The organism is Lysobacter enzymogenes, from assembly GCF_900106525.1.
GTDB classification, from domain to species: Bacteria; Pseudomonadota; Gammaproteobacteria; order Xanthomonadales; family Xanthomonadaceae; genus Lysobacter; species Lysobacter enzymogenes.
In genome coordinates this window covers 164222-180587 of sequence record NZ_FNOG01000006.1, presented here as the reverse complement: position 1 = coordinate 180587, position 16366 = coordinate 164222, and the positions used below count along the sequence as shown (strand labels likewise).

Genomic DNA, 16366 nt, shown 5'->3' with positions numbered 1-16366 from the left:
ATGTGCCTGATCGCCCTCGCCTGGCAACACCATCCCCGCTACCGCTTGGCGTTGATCGCCAACCGCGACGAAGCGCACGCCCGCCCGACCGCGCCCGCCGGCGCCGACCCCGACGACCCGCAGGTCTTCGGCGGCCGCGACCTGTCGCAAGGCGGCAGTTGGCTGATGGTGTCCGCGCGCGGCCGCCTGGCCGCGGTGACCAACGTGCGCGACGGGCGCCAGCTCGAAACCGCGCCGCGTTCGCGCGGCGCGTTGGTGCGCGAATTCGTGCGCGGGTCGATGAGCGCCGAGCAGTATCTGGAAACGCTGCGCGCGCCGGCGGCGCAGTTCGGCCGCTTCAATCTGTTGCTGTGGGACGGCGCGCAGTTGCGCTTCGGCAGCAACCATCCGCCGGCCGGCCACGGCCCGTTCCAGACCTTCGCCGTCGCTGCCGGCGTGCACGCGATGACCAACGGCGCCTTCGACGCGGCCTGGCCCAAGAGCGGCCTGGCCACGCGCGCGCTGTCGGCGTGGCTGGATTCGCCGGCGTCGCGGCAACCGCCGTCGCGCGGCGACGACGGCGCGCCGTCCAGCGCCGATCCAGGCCTGGCGATGCTGTTGGCGGCGATGGCCGACACCACCATCGCGCCGGACGAAGCCCTGCCCGATACCGGCGTCGGTCTGGAGCTGGAGCGTTTGCTGTCGCCGCCGTTCGTGCTCGGCGACACCTACGGCACGCGCTGCAGCACCATCGTGCTGATCGACGCGGACGGAATCGACTTCATCGAGCGGCGCTACGGGCCGGGCGGCGCGCACGGCGGCGAAAGCGCGGTGCGTCTGCGCATCGGCGCGTAGCGGGACGCAAGCGCAGTCGTTCGCGCAGGTCGCGCTGCGCGCTCGATCCCGCAGAAATGAGAAGGCCCAGGCCTCGAGGTGTTCCTCGGGTGTCCGGGCCTTCCGTTGTCGGAGCGGCTCCAGCGAAAGAGGTTAATCCGCTGGTTTTTCTCCGACGCCCGCAGCCTAGCGCCGGCCGCGTTAGGCAGCGGTCAAACCCGCGTGAGCGCGACGATAATCGCGCCTGCGCGCGGCCGGTTCAGGCTCACCGCAGCTTTTGCGACGAACGCGGCGGGCACTTGGGCACCGGTGGCGCCGGGCTGAAACCCGGGACCACCGCCTGGAACAGGTAGTACGGAATGCCGCTGGGATAGTTGCGGCTGGGATCGCCGATGCAGGTCTTCCAGTACGAACCGGTGCCGTTGGTGCTGCTGGCGATATCCACGAACAACTGGCCGTCCAGATAGGCGTCGCGCAGGTACGCCGGGCGGGTGTGGTTGTTGGTGTCGAACAGATCGATCAGGCCGGCCAGGTCGTAGTCCGGATCCTTGTAGTGGCCGCAATGCACGCGGATGTCGAGACTGGAGTTTTTGCAGGTGAAGTACATCTCGGTCAGCGGCGGGCCGAAGCCGGTGGTGCGCGCGTGGACCTTGCGGCCGTCCAGGAAGATCTCGGTCTGGCCGAAGTTCTGGCCCTGCCAGTACGCCCCCAGCGCCTGCTCGCTGGCGAACGGGCCCTGGCTGTAGGAAGTCTGGGCCTGGGCCGCGGCGGCGTGCGCCACAGCGGCGGCGCCGATCAGCGCCAGCGCGATCGCTTTGAACGTCATCGGTTGTGTCCTCGTCGGATGCGGTTCGCGGCGTCCGTCGTGGACGCCGGGCCGGCGCATCGCGGCGCCGGCTTCGAGGTACTCGCGTTCGATGCGCAAAACGGCTCACGCCGCGGCGCACGCGCTCAGCCCGGCCAGGGCCACCAGCCGCGGCCGGTGCGGGCGTAGCGATCGGCCGCGCGCTCGAAGCGGTTGCGCACGCTGATGCCGCCGCACGCCAGGTACAGCGGCAGGAACAGCGGCCCCAGCACCATGTACTGGTAGACATGGGCGCGTTCGTGATCGGCCAGGCAGATCGGCGGCTCTTCGCCGTGGCCGGCGTCGTGGGCGTAGGTGTGGCACGGCGAATCCAGATCGCCGCCGGTGTGCAGGATCACGTTGCCCAGGGTGATCGCCCCGCCCGGCCCCCACGGCCAGTGCTGGAACACCAGGGCCAGATCGCGCCGGCGCAGCCGCGCGCGTGCGCCGAACGGCAGCGCCAGCAGGCCGGCGAGCAGGCCGGCCGCGGTGACAGGCGAGGTCCAGATCAGGCCGAGCGTGGTGCCGGCCGCGCGCAACGCGCTTGGCAGCGGCGCGCTCAGTCAGCAGCCCTCTTCGGGCATCAACAGCCACAGCACCAGATACGCCAGCGCCACCGGCAACACGAAGGTGGCCAAGGCCAGCACGACGAAGCCCGCGCGCACCAGCACCGGGTTCCAGCGCAGGCGCAGGGCCAGACCGCCGCAGACGCCGGCGATCATGCGGTCGTGGCGCGACCGGCACAGGGTTCGGGTGGCGCTGCTCATCGCTTGCGGGCGCTCCGGCGGGACTCGCGGGCAGTCTAGCGCGTCGAAGCGACGGCGGCGTCTACGGCGCCGCCGCGCGTAGCTGAACGAGTTTGGCTTGCAGCCACGCCGCCGAGGTCGTCGCCGCGGCCTTGCCGCAACGCACGTGGTACGGCTGGCCGCTGAAGCTGCTCTGGCTGGCGCCGCGCTCGATGAACAGCTCGGCGGTGTCGGCCAGGCCACGTTTGCGCAGGTAGGCGAGTTTCTTGCGCAGGTGCTCCTGCGCCTGGGCGGCGTCGTACCAACTGCCGTTGCGTTCGAACTGGCAGCCCGACTGGCCGAGCGCCTGGATCAGGCGCTCGGTTTCGCGCTCGGCCTGCGGCGAAGGCGCGGCCTGGGCCGCAGTGGCCGCGCCGAGCAGCGCGAGCGACAAGGCAGCGATGGCGAGTTTCGCGTTCATCGCGGCGCCGGCAGCTTGGCCAACCACGCACCGACCACGCCGGTCCACAGTTCGTAGCCGGTGCGGTTCATGTGCAAACGGTCGCCGACGAACAGCTCCTCGCGCGCGGCGCCGTCGGCGCCGAGCATCGGCGTGAACGTGTCGAGGTAATCGACGCCGCGCACGCCGCGGGCGAAATCGCGCACCAGCGCGTTGGCCTCGCGCACCTGCGGCAGGATCGCCGCGCGCGACGGGCTGGGCTTGATCGAGACGAAGGCGATGCGCACCTTCGGCGTCGCCGCCTGGACCTTGCGCACGAACGCGGCGAAATCGTCGCGCACCTGGCGCGGGGTGCGGCCTTCGTGCAAGTCGTTCTCGCCGGCGTAGAACACCACCGCGCGCGGTTGGTAGGCGTTGACGATGCGGTCGGCGAAGTAGACCGCATCATAAGCGCGCGAGCCGCCGTAGCCGCGGTTGATCAGGACCACGCCGGGGAAATCGTCGGCCAGCGTGGTCCACAGCCGGATCGAGGAACTGCCGACGAACACCACCGCGCCGGGCATGCGGCGCACGCGCGCGTCTTCGGCTTCCCAGGCGCGCACGGTGGGTTCCCATTCGGCCGGGTCGCGCGGCGCGGTGCCGGCGGGCGTGGGGAGTTCGGCGTGGGCGGCGTTGTGCGGCGGCGCGGACGCGCAGGCGGCAAGCAGGATCAGCAGCAGCGGCAGCAGGACACGGCGCATTCGCGGGCTCCGTTGGGGATGCGGGAAGAGTAACCGGGAGTGCGTTAAGGCGGCAGGGGCGCGGCGATCGGAACGCAAGGCGTCGGGCCTGTAGGCCCTCCACAGAAAGGGCCTCCCGCAAGCGTTGCGCTTGGTCAGAAAGCGCAAGCCGGCCCGCGATGCAAGCGCATCGCGGGCCGATGGGCGCGAGGCTTCAGCGCGAGCGCTGGGTCAGCCAGTCGTGGATCGCGCCAGGCACTTCGCGCTGGGCGCGACCGGAGACGTAGATGCCGATATGGCCGCCCTTGAACGACAGTTCGCTGTAGTCGTCGCTGCCGACCAGATCCTTGAGCGCCTTCGACGCCGCCGGCGGCACCAGATGGTCCTGCTCGGCGTAGATGTTGAGCACCGGCATGTCGACATAGCCCAGGTCGACCGCGCGCCCGCCGATGTCGATGCCGCCGTTGACGAAGCCGTTGCCCTGGTAGAACTGCTTGATGAACTGGCGGAAGGCTTCGCCGGCCTGATCGGGCGAGTCGAAGATCCACTTTTCCATGCGCAGGAAATCTTCCAGCGCGCGCTTGTCGTCGAGGATGTCGATCAGGCCGACGTACTTCTGCACGAACAGCCGCCACGGCTTGAGCGTGAGGTAGCACCAGTTCATGACGTCGGCCGGGACGTTGCCGAGGGTGTCGACGAACTGGTCCACGTCCAGGCCGCGGGTCCAGTTGGACAGCATGTTGTCGCGGGTGTGGAAATCCACCGGCGTGACCATGGTGATGAGGTTGCGCACCTTGGCCGGATTCAACGCGCTGTAGCACAGCGAGAACGCGCCGCCCTGGCAGATGCCGAGCAGGTTGATCGCGTCCTGGCGGTACTCGCGGCGCAGATGGTCGACGGCGCCGCCGAGGAAGCGCTGGATGTAGTCCTCCAGCTCCAGATAACGGTCGGAGCGGTCGGGATAGCCCCAGTCGAGGATGTACACGTCCTGGCCGCGCTCGAGCAGGCCGCGCACGATCGACTTGTCGGCCTGCAGGTCGACCATGTACGGCCGGTTGACCAGGGCGTAGGCGATCAGCAGCGGCGCCTTGGCGGTCGGCGCGTGCTCGCCGCGGAAGCGGTACAGCACGACCTTGCCGTCGCGCCAGACTTCCTCGCGCGCGGTCGCGCCGTAGTCGATGTTGTCGACTTCCTGCAGCGTGTCGAGCCCGGCGCTGAGCTTGCGCTGGGCGGTGAGCGCTTCCTGGGCCAATGATTCGGCGGTGAAGTTGATCGGTGCGGTCATCTCAGCGCGCTCCCTGCTTGGCGGACTTGCCCAGCTTCAGCGACGGCTTGGCCGCAGCGGCGCGCTTGGACGGCGCGGCCGCCTTGGCGGCGGCGGGTTTGGCAGCGGCCTTCGTCGCGGTGGACTTCACCGCTGCGGGCTTGGCCGGCGGCTGCGGGCGGGCGATCGCGGTTTTCTTGGCCGCGCTCTTGGCCGCAGGTTTCGCGCTTGCGGATTTGGAAGCGGCCGGCTTGGAAGCGGCCGGCTTGCCGACAGCGGGCTTGGCCGCCGCAGCGGCCGAAACGCTGGGCGCGGACGCGGCGGCCTGCGCCGCGCGCGGCTTCGGCTGGGCGGCGCTTTTCTTCGCCGCCGGCCGCGGCTTGGCGGCGGCCTCGCCCGCGTTGTCGTTACCGCGCAACTGCAACACCTCGTCGCGCAGGCGGCGCAACTCGCGCTCGAGCTGGACGATCTTGCGGTGCGCCGCATCGATCTCGGTGCGGGTGGGAATGCCGTACTGGCCGCTGGCCTGCTCGATTTCCTTCTGCACGCCGGCGCGCAAACGCATCTGCGAATTGACCAGCGCCGCGTAGGCGTCGCGGAAACGCGGCGACAGCGCGATCTCGGCGTAGGCGTCCTCGGCCGCGTCGATCCACAGGTCGAACAATGCGCGCGCGCTGCCGATCTGACGGCCCGGCTCGCTGCGTTCGGCCAGCTTGTCCTCGAAGCGCTTGAACGCGTCCTGGCCGGCCTCGGCCATCAGCCCGTTGTAGGCCTGGCTTTGCTGCTGATAGTTCAGATAGGACTGGGCCAGTTGCTGCACGCGCTCTTGGTGCTCGCGCGCGAAACCGAATGCGGGCAGGCCGAGCAGGCTGCTGCCGCCGTGCTGGAAGCGCTCCAGCAGCGGCTTGACCTGTTCGACCCAGCGCGCGAAATCCTGCTGGCCCGGGCCGCGCATCGCGCCGAACACGTCGGCGAAGGGATTGGCGCCCTGCCCGCCCAGCGCCTGCTTCCAGGCGCCGGCGATGTCGCCGGCCGAGGCGTCGCGGCCGGCGAACTGCGCGGCCAGTTTCTGAATTTCGCCGAACCAGCCGCGCGCCTGGCTGTTGAAGCGGTCGAGCGTATCCTCGACCTGCGGCTGGGCGCCGCCGCGGGCCAGTTGCGACCACCAGTTCAGCGCCTCGTTCCAGCCCGGCATCGACGGCTGCGCGGGCTGCTGCGGCTGCGCGCCGCGCATCATCTCGCCCCATGCGCCCCAGTACTGACGTGCGAGGCGTTCGAAGTCCTGCGGGTTGAAAGCTGAGCCGGCGCCGAAATCGCCGGGATTGTTCGAGCCGAAACCGAAATTCGCCATCGCCGCCTCCAGGGTTTGTCCCGATCATAGCAACCGCGTGTTGCCGGGCGCTGCCTGTGTCGTGAGGCACACAACGGCGTGAACGCGCGGGGTGGCGATTTACGCGCAGATCCGGTCGCTCCCTGTAGGAGCGGCGCGAGCCGCGACCGCGAATCGCGGCGTGCGGCGCGAGATTGAAGCCCTGCGGTCGCGGCTCGCGCCGCTCCTACAAGGGCTGCGGTCAGGGTTTCGGGATGTGCAGCGTCTTGCTGATCATCAGCGATCCCGACAGCGCGAACATCAGCACCATCGGATGGAACAGCCACGGGCCGATGCGCACGCCGCCGAACCACAGCTGATCGCCGATCGCGCCCTGCCACGCCGCCACCGCCAGCACGATCACCAGCAGCAGGCTGGTCGGAATCGGCGTGCCTTCGAAGTATTTGACCTTGCCTTCATCGCCCGCCAGCGCTTCGGCGGTGACGTTGTAGCGCGCCAGCCGGCTGACGCCGCAGCCGACGAAATAGCTCAGCACCACCCAATCCCAGCCGCCCTGCAGGCCGCAGGCGTAGGCCAGCGCGGCCGGGGCGACGCCGAAGGAGATCACATCGGCCAGCGAATCGAGTTCGCGCCCGAGCGTGGACGAGGACTTGCGCCAGCGCGCGACCCGGCCGTCGAGCGCGTCGAACACGAACGCCAGCGGGATCAGCGCCATGCCGATCATCAGGTTGCGCACCTCGCCGTCCTGCAGGAAGCGCATCGCAGCGAAGATCGCGCCGGTGCCGCAGAAGGCGTTGGCGAGGGTGAACCAGTCCGCGAGGTGAAACTCGCGGAGCATCGAAAAGTGACGCGGCATGCGGCGCAGCTCCGTGGCGAGGCGGCCGCGCGGCCGCCCGAAGGCGTTCAGCCTGCCAAAGCCGGCGCGTGCGCCGCAAGGGGCGCAAGTCGCAAGCGCGACGCGCGCGGCGTCTGCGAGGCGGCGATCGCGTCGCATGCGGCCCAAACCGACGCGCCCCGGCGCGATGCGGGCCGCGCGGGCCCGCGGAGCTCAGGCGTTCGGTTCAGCTCGCTTACTTCGGCAGCGCCAGGTTCTGCGCCTGCAAGCCCTGCCCTTGCGCGCGCGGCACGGTCTCGACCACCGCATCGCCCGGCAGCGCCGCGCCGCCGGCCAGATGCGCATCGACCCGGTCCAGCGCCGCGTACACGTAAGGCAGCAGCGGCAGATAACGCGCGCCCAGCGCCGGCAGGCCGAGGAAGGCGTCGAAGTGCTGGACGTTCTTGACCTGCCAATAGCTCACCCGCGCCCCGGCCTTGCGCGCCATCGCCACATACGGCGCGCTGGTGAACGCCGGCGGGATCAGGCCGTCGTCGAGGCCGTGCACCACCACCACCGGCAAGCCCTTGCGCGGCGCGCCGGCGCGGGTTTGCTCCACGCCCTTGCGCACGCGCTCGCCGGCGGCCTTCAGCGCCGCCCTGTCGGCGTCGGCGCGCAGCGGCTGGCCGGTCCACAGCTCGCGCAGGCCGGCCATCGCCTGCAGGCGCGAGGCGCCGGCCGGGCCGAACAACTGCACGCCGGCGCCGGGCGGAATGCCGCTGGCGTCGGCCCACCACGCCGCGCGCTCGGCCTCGCTGGCCGCGCGCGCCACAGGCGGCGCGTCGGGGCCGGCCGGCGTCGCCGCCGAATAGACGTAACTCACCCACGGCTGGTTCGCCGCGGCGCCGGCCTCGCGCGCGGCCGGCGCGTAGCGGCCGTAGGCCGAGGCGTAAGTGGCCGCGACCGCGCGCCACAGATCGAAGTTGACCGACAGCGCGCCGGCGCGCAGCGCGTCGTCGCTCCAGCCGTCGCCGCGCATGCGCTCGTAGGCGGCTTGCGCGCGCGCGGCGGTGTCGCCGCTGCGCGCGGCCTCGCCGAGCAAGCCGTGCTCGGCGGCGAAATCGCAGAACGACTGCGCGCTGTCGCCGGTCAGCGGCGCCACCGGCATCGCGCCCAGCGGCTTGTGCAGCAGCGCGCACGGCATCAGCAGCGCGGCCTGGGTGGTGTAGTCGTACAACGGCCGCGCGCCGCGCACATAGACGTTGGGCTCGCCGGCGACCACCGCGTCCAGCCACGGTTCCTCGTCCAGTTCGGCCGCGCGCAGCACCGCGCCGCCGCCGTTGGAGATGCCGACCGCGATCACCCGCGTATTGGCCCAGGTGAACGGCGCCTGCTCGGGAAACGCGCGGTCCAGCGCGCGCAGCGCGAAGCGCGCGGCTTGCTGCACGTGCCGGCCCCAATCGGCTTCGGGGTTGTCCTGCGAATGCGCGTGCTTGAACGCGACGCCGCCGGCCTTGCGCGCCTGCGCGTCGGGCAGGAACGCCAGTTCTCCCTCGCCGGGCTTGCCGACGGTGCCGTCGGCGCGCACGCCCACGCCGGCGTCGAGATCGAAGTAATCGGTGCCCGCGCCCTTGTCGGTGTAGGCCACCGCGCAGCCCTTCGGCAGGCCCCAGGCGCCGGCCACGGCGATCGAGCCGTAGATGCCGCGCGAACCCGACGAGGCGCTGACCACGATGCAGCGCTTGTCGCGATCGAAACCGTCCGGCACCTGGACCAACACGCGATGCGGCTGATGCGCGCCGGGCACGCGCGCGAACGCGCTGTACTCGCGTCCGGGCACCGCGGCCAGGCTGCCGTAGAGCTCGCCGTAGCCGCCGCCCGGGGCGAGGTCGGCGATGCCGCGCCAGTTCGACCACAGCGCGCGCCGGCGCAGTTCGGCGGCGCTGGGATGGGCGGCGTCGGCGAACGCCGGCGGCACCATCGCGCGCAGGCCGTCCAGGCCCAGGCCGGCGGTCAGCAGGTCGTCGCGCTCGCGGTGGTCGGTCTGGCGTTCCTGCGTGTACATCGCGGCGGAGTCCTGTGCGGCCGGCCTGGCGGCGGCGGTGCGCGCCGGCGCGGCGCTGGCGGGGCCGGCCGCGAGGGCCAGCAGCAAGGAGGCGGCCAGGGCCGCGGCAGGTAAGGAATAGGCGCTCATCGTTGCAGGTTAGCGTTACGCCGGCGCGCGCTCATCGTACTTTGGTACATCCGTGCCCGATGAATCCGCGCCCGCCACCTCTGCGCGCGGCGCCGCGCCCGCGGCCTGCTAGGCTTGAACCGATGCCGACCCTGCTGATCGCCGACGACCACCCGCTGTTCCGCGCCGCACTGCGCCAGGCCGCCGCCGATGCGGTGCCCGAGACCGTGGTGCGCGAAGCCGGCACCCTCGACGACGCGCTGGCCGCGCTGGAAGCCGAGCCCGGCATCGACCTGGTCCTGCTCGACCTGCACATGCCCGGCAACCACGGCCTGGCCGGGCTGGCCGCGATCCGCGCGCAGTTTCCCGGCACCGCGGTGGCGGTGGTGTCGGCCAACGACGATCCGCGCGTGGTCCGGCGCGCGCTCGACCACGGCGCCGCCGGTTACCTGCCCAAAAGCTCAGGGCTGGACGAGTTGCGCGACGCGATCCGCGCGGTGTTGGCCTGCGAGCAATGGCTGCCGGCCTCGCTGCGCGCGGCGGTCGCGCGCACCCACAGCGAGCGCGGCGACGCCGACCTCGCCTCGCGCCTGGCCAGCCTGTCGCCGCAGCAGTTCCGGGTGCTGAGCCTGGTCGCGCAGGGCTTGCTCAACAAACAGATCGCCGACCGGCTCGACGTCCAGGAGCGCACGGTCAAGGCGCATCTGTCGGCGATCTTCGACCGCCTGGGCGTGCGCAACCGCACCCAGGCCGGGGTGGTGCTGCGCGAGCTGGAACTGGCCGATCCGGCGCGGCGGATCGAGTAGCCGGCGGCGGCGAGCGGCGCGAGCGGTTCCGTCGCGATCGCCGTGCCGATCCCGATGCCTCGATTCGGACCGCCTAACCGCTCACCCACGCTCACGTCAAGCTCTCCGGGGCTCACCGCGACCGGCGGTGTTGTCCACACAGCCTGTGGACAAACCTGCGGACAGCAGGGGTTGGAAGGCCCTGGAGCCTTTGTTACATAAGCGTTGCAACAGATTTGGCGAAAAAATCGCCAACCGATTTTCGACCGTCGTCGCGAAACCCCGCTCGCGCCCTCAGACCGCCCCTGGAACCGCCCTGCCCTGGCCGCCGGGCCGCCCGCAACCCGTTCAGCGCGCCGCCGCGGCGGCGGCCAGCAGACGGTCGAGCACCGACTTCAACGCCAGCGGTTTGACCGGCTTGGCCAGCAGCGAGCGCCCGGCCGCGTGCACCGCCGCGCGCACCTGCGCGCCGCCGTCGGCGCTGAGCAGCAGGCACGGGGTCGCGCCGAACTCGGGCTCCAGGCGTTGCGCCAGGGCCACGCCGGTGTCGTCGCGGTCGAGGTGGTAGTCGAACAGCCACAGCTGCGCCGGCGCCGCGCGCAGCGCCGCGCGCGCGCCGGCTTCGTCGGCGGCGCGGGCGACCTCGCAGCCCCAGCGCTGCAGCACTTCGCTCAGCGCCGCCAGCGCCTGCGCGTCGTTGTCGACCGCGAGCACGCGCAGCCCCGCCAGCGCGCCGCGCGCGCCGGCCGGCAGCGGCGCCTGCGCCGCGCGCACCGCGGCCACGCGCACGCCGAACGCGGTGCCGCGGCCGACCCGGCTGCGCAGGCTCAGCGGTGCGTCGAGCAATTGCGCGATGCGGTCGGCGATCGACAGGCCCAGGCCCAGCCCTTGCCCGGGCGCGTCCTCGCCGCGGCGGAATTCCTCGAAGATCGCTTCGCGCTGGGCCGGTTCGATGCCCGGGCCGGTGTCGTGCACTTCGATGCGCAGGCCGTCGCCGGCGCGACGCACGCCCAGCAGCACCCGCCCCTGCGCGGTGTAGCGCACCGCGTTGGCGAGGAAGTTCTGCAGCACCCGCCGCAGCAGTTGCGGGTCGCTGCGCGTCCATGCGCGCGTGGCCACGTAGCGAAAGCGCAGGCCGCGCGCGGCGGCGATCGCGGCGAACTGCGCGGCCAGCGGATCGAGCACTTCGGCCAGCGGAAACTCGCGCGGCTGCGGCACCAGCCCGCCGGCCTGCAGGCGCGACATGTCGAGTAAGCCGGTCAGCAGGTCGCCGGTGGATTCCAGCGCGCCGCCGATGCGCGCCACGGTGTCGCGCTGGGCCGGGTCGAGCGCTTGCTGGCTCAGCGCGTCGGCGAACAACTGCGCGGCGTGCAGCGGCTGCATCAGGTCGTGGCCGACCGCGGCGAGGAAGCGGCTCTTGGCCTCGTTGGCGCGCTGCGCTTCCTGGGTGGCCACTTCCAGGTCGGCGGTGCGCTCGGCCACGCGCTGTTCCAGGGTTTCGTTGGCCTGGATCAATCCGGCTTCGGCGCGGCGGAACGCGGTGACATCGGTAAAGGTGGCGACGAAGCCGCCGCCGGGCATCGGATTGCCGCGGATTTCCAGGATGCTGCCGTCGGCGAGCACGCGCTCGGACAGGTGCGCGGTGCCCGCGCGCATGTACGCCAGGCGCCGCTGCAACGCGCTCTCCAGATCGCCCTGGAACGGCAGGCGATTCATCGCCCAGCGCGCCAGATCGGCGATCGGCCGGCCGACTTGCAGCAGTCCGGGCGGGAAATCGAACAGTTCGACGTAGCGCCGGTTCCATGCCACCAGGCGCAGTTGCGCGTCGACCACGCTGATGCCCTGGCTCATGTTCTGCAGCGCCGCTTCGAGCACGCGCTGGTTGAAACGCAGGTCGGCCGAAGCCTCGCCGACGATGGCGGCGACCGTGTCGAGATCGCGCCCGGCCTCGCGCCGCGCCGCGTCGAGCAACACCCGCGCCGACGACGAACCCAGCACCGCCGCCAGTTCGCGCTCGACCCCCGCTTCCACCGCCGCCGCCACCGGCGCGCCGGTGGGCACGCCGTCGAGCAGTTGCGCCACGCGCTCGCGCGGCAGGAAGCGCAGGCCGGCGTTGCGCAGGGTCTGCGCGTCGAGGCCGCGGCGCGCATCGCGCGCCGGCTCGCGCCGCCACAGCGCCGCCAGCACGGTCACCAGAGTCCCCGCGAACAGGCTGGTGCCGACCGCGCGGCCGAGCCGGCTCCAGCCGGTCAGGCCGAACAAACGCTCCGGCGCCAGCCACTCCAGCCCCAGCGGCCCCTGCACCACCCAGGCCGGCATCGCCCCGCGCGCTTCGAACAGCATCGGCAGCAGCAAGGTCCAGCACCACACCGCAAAGCCCGCGGCGATGCCGGCGATGGCCGCGCGCGCCGGCGTCTGCGGCCGCCACACCGCGAACGCCAGCGCCGGCGCCAGCGTCGCCAGCGCCGAGAACGACACCGCGCCGACATCGGCCAGCGCCTCGCTGCCGGCGATCAGACGGCTATAGCCCCAGGCCAGCAGCATGATCGCGACGATGCCGCCGCGGCGCAGCGCCAGCACCCGTCCGCGCAGGTCGCGGTTGTGCGACCACGCGCCGCGCAGCAGGTTCGGCGCGAACCAGTGGTTGCCGATCATCAGGCTCAAGGTCAGCGTGCTGACCACGACCATGCCGGTGGCGGCGCTGAGCCCGCCGAGGAACGCGAACAGCGCCAGCGCCTGCTGGCCCTGCGCCAGCGGCAGCGCCAGGACGTACAGATCCGACGGCACCTGCGCGCCGAGCAGGCGCTGGCCGAGCATCGCCACCGGCAGCACCGGCGCGGCGATCAGCAGCAGATACAGCGGGAACTGCCAGCGCGCAGTGCGCACGTGGCGCTCGTCGCGGCATTCGACCACGGCGACATGGAACTGGTGCGGCAGGATGAACATCGCCAGCGCGCCCAGCAGCACCAGCGGGAAGAAACCGCCGGCCGGATCGCTCGCCGGCGCGGGCATCGCCGGCGCCGGCGGCAGCGCGTCCAGGCCGAACCAGACGAACGCGCCCAGCGCCAGCATCGCCGCCAGCTTGAACACCGACTCGAACGCCATCGCCAGCACCAGCCCGCGATTGTGCTCGGCGGCGCTGGCGCGGCGGGTGCCGAACAGCATCGCGAACAGCGCCATCGCCAGCGCCACGTACAGCGCGCTGTCGCGCCAGGCCGGCAATGCGGCGCCGTCGGTGGCGCGGGTGGTGAGCATGGCGAAGCTCATCGCCACCGCTTTGAGCTGCAGCGCGATGTAGGGGATCAGGCCGAGCGCGGCGACCAGGGTGACCAGCGCCGCCAGCCACGCGTCCTTGCCCAGGCGGGTCGCGATCAGGTCGGCCAGCGAGGTGGCGTTGGTCTCGCGCGCCAGCCGCACCAGCTTGACCATGAAGCCCACGGCCAGCGCATAGAACAGGATCGAGCCCAGAAACGTCGGCGGCAGCGGCCAGCCGTAGCGCGCGGCCTGGGTGACGGTGCCGTAGAAAGTCCACGAGGTGCAGTGCACCGCCAGCGACAGCGCGTAGATGTGATGCCAGTGGCGCGCCAGCACGTTCGGCCGGCGTTCGGCGAACAGCGCGGTGCCGAACATCAGCGCCAGCCACGCCAAGCTGGCCAGGGCGACGGCGGTGAGGCTCAGCATGGGCATGAGGTGCGGCGCATCGGCGCAGGATAGCGGCGGCAAGCAGCCCGGAACAGCGCAGCCGCGGTATCTACCTGTAGGAGCGGCGCAAGCCGCGACCGCGGGGCCACCAGGCGCGGCGAAAGATTCGTCGTAGTTGCGTCGTCGCAGTCGCGGCTCGCGCCGCTCCTACACTCGCTGCGCGCCGACCGCCATAAAAGCGAGCGGGGCGTCCCTGCCCCAGCCCCTAAACCCCCGCGGCCGCGCATCGTGCGCGGCCACCTTGGAAAACCCGGGCCTGCGTCCCCCGGACGCAGGCCCGACGCGGCGTCCCGGCCGCACTCCCCATGCCTGCTTGGAACGAAATCAGAAGTCGTACTTGACCGTCAGCGAGTACTGGCGCGGCGGACCGTAGAAACCGGTGTACACGCCCAGCGCCGAGTTCAGGCTGTAGCCGGTGGTGCGGTATTCCTTGTCGGCGAGGTTGCTGCCCTGCAGCGACACCGTCCACGGGCCGCGGCTCTTCCAGGTGACGCCGGCGTTGACCAGGCCGTAGCCGTCCTGGGTGATCGGCAGCGCGCCGGTGCGCACGATCTCGGTGGTCGCCACCACCTCGCTCTGGTAGCTGTAGCCCACCCGCGCCGACAGATTGCTGCCGTCGGACAGATCGGTGCGGTACTCGACGTTGAGCGCACCGGAGAACTCGGGCGCGTTGGTGAATTCCTGTTCCTTGGCGATGTTGACGCCGGCGTACATGAATTCGTCGTACTTGGCGTCCAGCCAGGCCAGGTTGCCCGAGATCAGCCAGTTCTGGTTCGGCAGCCACTGGTACTCGACTTCCAGGCCCTGCACCGTGCCTTGGCCGGCGTTGGTGAAATCGCCGAAGAACGCGTCGTTGGTGCCGTCGCCGTTGCTGTCGTAGGCGGTGAACACCGACAGCTGGATGTCCTTGTACTTGTTGTGGAAGTACGACAGGTTCAGGAACACGCGCTGGTCGAAGAAGGCCATCTTGCTGCCCAGCTCGTAGCTGTCGACGACCTCGTCGTCGAACGGCTCGGCCGAGCGCGGCACCGCCGCGGCCTGGGCGCGGATGTTGTAGCCGCCGGACTTGAAGCCGCGCGTGGCCAGCCCGTAGACCAGGATGTCCGGGGCCAACTGGTAGTCCAGCGAGACCTTCGGCGAGGTGTTCTTGAAGTTGATCTTGCGGTCGAAATTGGCCGCGATCACGCCGCTGGGAAGGGTGAAGTTGGCGTCGCGGTAGCCCTGGTTGAACACCTTGGCGCGCTTGTCCTCGTCGGTGTAGCGCGCGCCGACGTCGAGCTTGAGCTTGTCGGTCAGGTCGAACGTCCAGTCGGCGTAGAACGCCAACGACTCGGTGTAGACCGTGCCCTGAGTGTCGCCAAAGCTGAGGTTGAAGAAGTTGTTGAGCACCTGCCCGCCGGCTTCGCCGTCGAAGGCGTAGATGCCCATCACGCCGCGCGCGCGGCCGCCGCCATCGTAATTGGCCTGCAACTCGTGGCTGACCTGCTGATCGCTGTAGAACGCCTTCACGTCGGCGATCTTGTTCGGCAGGGTGTCGAAGTCGATGTTGGTCTCGGTGTCGGACTCGCGCTTGGCCAGCACGTACTTGAACGTCCAGTCCTCGTTGGCGCGCCAGTTGACGACGGCCGAGGCGCCCTTGATCGTGGTGTCGTTGACGTTGGGCATGCCGCTGCGGATGTCGTAGCGGTCGTCCAGCGGCAGCAGGCCCGGGGCGAAGCGGTTGGGCGCGAGCATCCGGGCGCCGCGCACGCCGGACTGGTCGTCCATCCAGTCGAACGCGAACTGGATGTCGAGCGAGTCGCTGACGTAGGCGCCGAGGCTGCCGCGCAGCGCCAGCACTTCCTTGTCGCTGACCTCCTGGTTGGTGAAGCGGTTCTTGCCGAAGCCGTCGCGGTTGAGGCTGGCCACCGACAAACGGCCGCGCAAGGTGGCGTCGCCGCCCTGGGTCGCGCCGCCGATCGGGCCGGCCACCGCCGCCTTGACGTCGAGCTGGCCGTAGTTGCCCGCGGTCACCGAGGCGAAGCCGCCGAACTGGGTCGGCAGGCCGCGCGAGATGTACTTGATCGCGCCGCCGATGGTGTTCTTGCCGTACAGCGTGCCCTGCGGGCCGCGCAGCACTTCGATGCGCTCCACGTCGAACACGTCCAGCAGCGCGCCCTGCGGGCGGGCGATGTAGACATCGTCCATGTAGATGCCCACGCCCGGATCCACGCCCCACAGCGGATCGGACTGGCCGACGCCGCGGATGTAGGCGGTGATGGTGCTGCTGGAACCGCGCGCGGCGTAGATGGTCAGGTTCGGCACCTGCGCGTCGAGGTCGCTGAGGTCCTCGATGTTGAGCCGGTCCAGCGCCTCGGGCGTGAACGCGGTGATCGCCACCGGCACTTCCTGCAGGGTTTCCTCGCGCTTGCGCGCGGTGACGGTCAACCCGCCCAGGGTCTTGGCGTCGCGGGCTTCGGCCGCGGCCGGTGCGGCGTCCTGCGCCCAGGCCGCCGGCGCCAGCAGCGCCAGGGCCACGGCCGAGGCGAGCGCGGCGCGGCGGCCGCGGTGGTAGTGGCGGGAGTGTCGGTCGATGCGGATCACGTTGGTTGTCCCTCCCCCGGGAGCTCGATGCGAAAGATGCGAATGCGGGTGCGGAAGTCGCGCGCAGCGCCCCTCGCGCCGCGCAGTCCCCCGTCATGGCGCACAGCCTAGGAGCCGGCCGCCGCGGCCGGCAGCTGTACCTTCGGACAATGCC

The 16366-nt window shown here is 71.2% G+C and carries 13 protein-coding genes; 2 read left to right on the top strand and 11 right to left on the bottom strand.

All coding sequences use genetic code 11. The features are described from left to right. Positions 1–834 (top strand): NRDE family protein, encoded by an 834-nt coding sequence (locus tag BLU84_RS16235; protein WP_074869571.1) that lies wholly within the window; start codon positions 1–3, stop codon positions 832–834. A gap of 244 nt (positions 835–1078) precedes the next feature. On the opposite strand, the gene BLU84_RS16230 is transcribed toward BLU84_RS16235, so the two are convergent. The 9 genes from BLU84_RS16230 to BLU84_RS16190 form a co-directional block, all read right to left on the bottom strand. Continuing rightward, positions 1079–1639 carry a hypothetical protein gene (locus tag BLU84_RS16230; RefSeq protein WP_074869569.1) on the bottom strand — a complete coding sequence of 187 codons (561 nt, stop codon included), beginning with the start codon at positions 1637–1639 and terminating at the stop codon, positions 1079–1081. Between the two features lie 125 nt (positions 1640–1764). Then, complete coding sequence (locus tag BLU84_RS16225; RefSeq protein ID WP_233431167.1) at positions 1765–2196, bottom strand: hypothetical protein; 432 nt, start codon at positions 2194–2196, stop codon at positions 1765–1767. A 24-nt stretch (positions 2197–2220) separates the two neighbouring features. Then, positions 2221–2424 (bottom strand): PspC domain-containing protein, encoded by a 204-nt coding sequence (locus BLU84_RS16220; RefSeq protein WP_074869562.1) that lies wholly within the window; start codon positions 2422–2424, stop codon positions 2221–2223. 61 nt (positions 2425–2485) lie between these two features. Next, on the bottom strand, positions 2486–2863 hold the full coding sequence (locus BLU84_RS16215; protein ID WP_074869557.1) for a DUF5329 family protein: 378 nt from the start codon (positions 2861–2863) through the stop codon (positions 2486–2488). Continuing rightward, the gene (locus tag BLU84_RS16210; protein WP_074869554.1) at positions 2860–3582 is read right to left on the bottom strand and encodes an SGNH/GDSL hydrolase family protein; all 723 of its coding nucleotides are present in this window, start codon (positions 3580–3582) and stop codon (positions 2860–2862) included. Before BLU84_RS16210 ends, BLU84_RS16215 begins: the two co-directional genes overlap by 4 nt. A 193-nt stretch (positions 3583–3775) precedes the next feature. Further along, entirely contained in the window at positions 3776–4846 is a 1071-nt protein-coding gene (locus BLU84_RS16205) for a class III poly(R)-hydroxyalkanoic acid synthase subunit PhaC (RefSeq protein WP_074869551.1), read from the bottom strand. A gap of 1 nt (position 4847) precedes the next feature. Further along, positions 4848–6176 (bottom strand): class III poly(R)-hydroxyalkanoic acid synthase subunit PhaE, encoded by a 1329-nt coding sequence (gene phaE, locus BLU84_RS16200; RefSeq protein WP_074869548.1) that lies wholly within the window; start codon positions 6174–6176, stop codon positions 4848–4850. Positions 6177–6396: 220 nt separating this feature from the next. After that, complete coding sequence (locus BLU84_RS16195) at positions 6397–7011, bottom strand: CDP-alcohol phosphatidyltransferase family protein (protein WP_074870278.1); 615 nt, start codon at positions 7009–7011, stop codon at positions 6397–6399. Positions 7012–7225: 214 nt separating this feature from the next. Next, on the bottom strand, positions 7226–9163 hold the full coding sequence (locus tag BLU84_RS16190) for a D-(-)-3-hydroxybutyrate oligomer hydrolase (RefSeq protein WP_233431166.1): 1938 nt from the start codon (positions 9161–9163) through the stop codon (positions 7226–7228). Between the two features lie 122 nt (positions 9164–9285). On the opposite strand from BLU84_RS16190, the gene BLU84_RS16185 reads away from it, so the two are divergent. Then, positions 9286–9948: a response regulator transcription factor gene (locus BLU84_RS16185; protein WP_074869544.1), complete on the top strand. Its 663-nt coding sequence runs from the start codon at positions 9286–9288 to the stop codon at positions 9946–9948. Between the two features lie 327 nt (positions 9949–10275). On the opposite strand, the gene BLU84_RS16180 is transcribed toward BLU84_RS16185, so the two are convergent. Both BLU84_RS16180 and BLU84_RS16175 read right to left on the bottom strand, forming a co-directional pair. Next, complete coding sequence (locus BLU84_RS16180; RefSeq protein ID WP_074869539.1) at positions 10276–13608, bottom strand: hybrid sensor histidine kinase/response regulator; 3333 nt, start codon at positions 13606–13608, stop codon at positions 10276–10278. Positions 13609–13953: 345 nt separating this feature from the next. Beyond that, entirely contained in the window at positions 13954–16212 is a 2259-nt protein-coding gene (locus BLU84_RS16175) for a TonB-dependent receptor (RefSeq protein ID WP_233431165.1), read from the bottom strand. Positions 16213–16366 lie beyond the last annotated feature (154 nt).

What these genes read in the sequence shown, in the direction of transcription:
- BLU84_RS16235 (WP_074869571.1), top strand. Translation starts at nt 1, where the DNA reads ATGTGCCTGATCGCCCTCGCCTGGCAACACCATCCCCGCTACCGCTTG.
- BLU84_RS16230 (WP_074869569.1), bottom strand. Translation starts at nt 1,639, where the DNA reads ATGACGTTCAAAGCGATCGCGCTGGCGCTGATCGGCGCCGCCGCTGTG.
- BLU84_RS16220 (WP_074869562.1), bottom strand. Translation starts at nt 2,424, where the DNA reads ATGAGCAGCGCCACCCGAACCCTGTGCCGGTCGCGCCACGACCGCATG.
- BLU84_RS16215 (WP_074869557.1), bottom strand. Translation starts at nt 2,863, where the DNA reads ATGAACGCGAAACTCGCCATCGCTGCCTTGTCGCTCGCGCTGCTCGGC.
- BLU84_RS16210 (WP_074869554.1), bottom strand. Translation starts at nt 3,582, where the DNA reads ATGCGCCGTGTCCTGCTGCCGCTGCTGCTGATCCTGCTTGCCGCCTGC.
- BLU84_RS16205 (WP_074869551.1), bottom strand. Translation starts at nt 4,846, where the DNA reads ATGACCGCACCGATCAACTTCACCGCCGAATCATTGGCCCAGGAAGCG.
- phaE (WP_074869548.1), bottom strand. Translation starts at nt 6,176, where the DNA reads ATGGCGAATTTCGGTTTCGGCTCGAACAATCCCGGCGATTTCGGCGCC.
- BLU84_RS16195 (WP_074870278.1), bottom strand. Translation starts at nt 7,011, where the DNA reads ATGCCGCGTCACTTTTCGATGCTCCGCGAGTTTCACCTCGCGGACTGG.
- BLU84_RS16190 (WP_233431166.1), bottom strand. Translation starts at nt 9,163, where the DNA reads ATGAGCGCCTATTCCTTACCTGCCGCGGCCCTGGCCGCCTCCTTGCTG.
- BLU84_RS16185 (WP_074869544.1), top strand. Translation starts at nt 9,286, where the DNA reads ATGCCGACCCTGCTGATCGCCGACGACCACCCGCTGTTCCGCGCCGCA.
- BLU84_RS16180 (WP_074869539.1), bottom strand. Translation starts at nt 13,608, where the DNA reads ATGCTGAGCCTCACCGCCGTCGCCCTGGCCAGCTTGGCGTGGCTGGCG.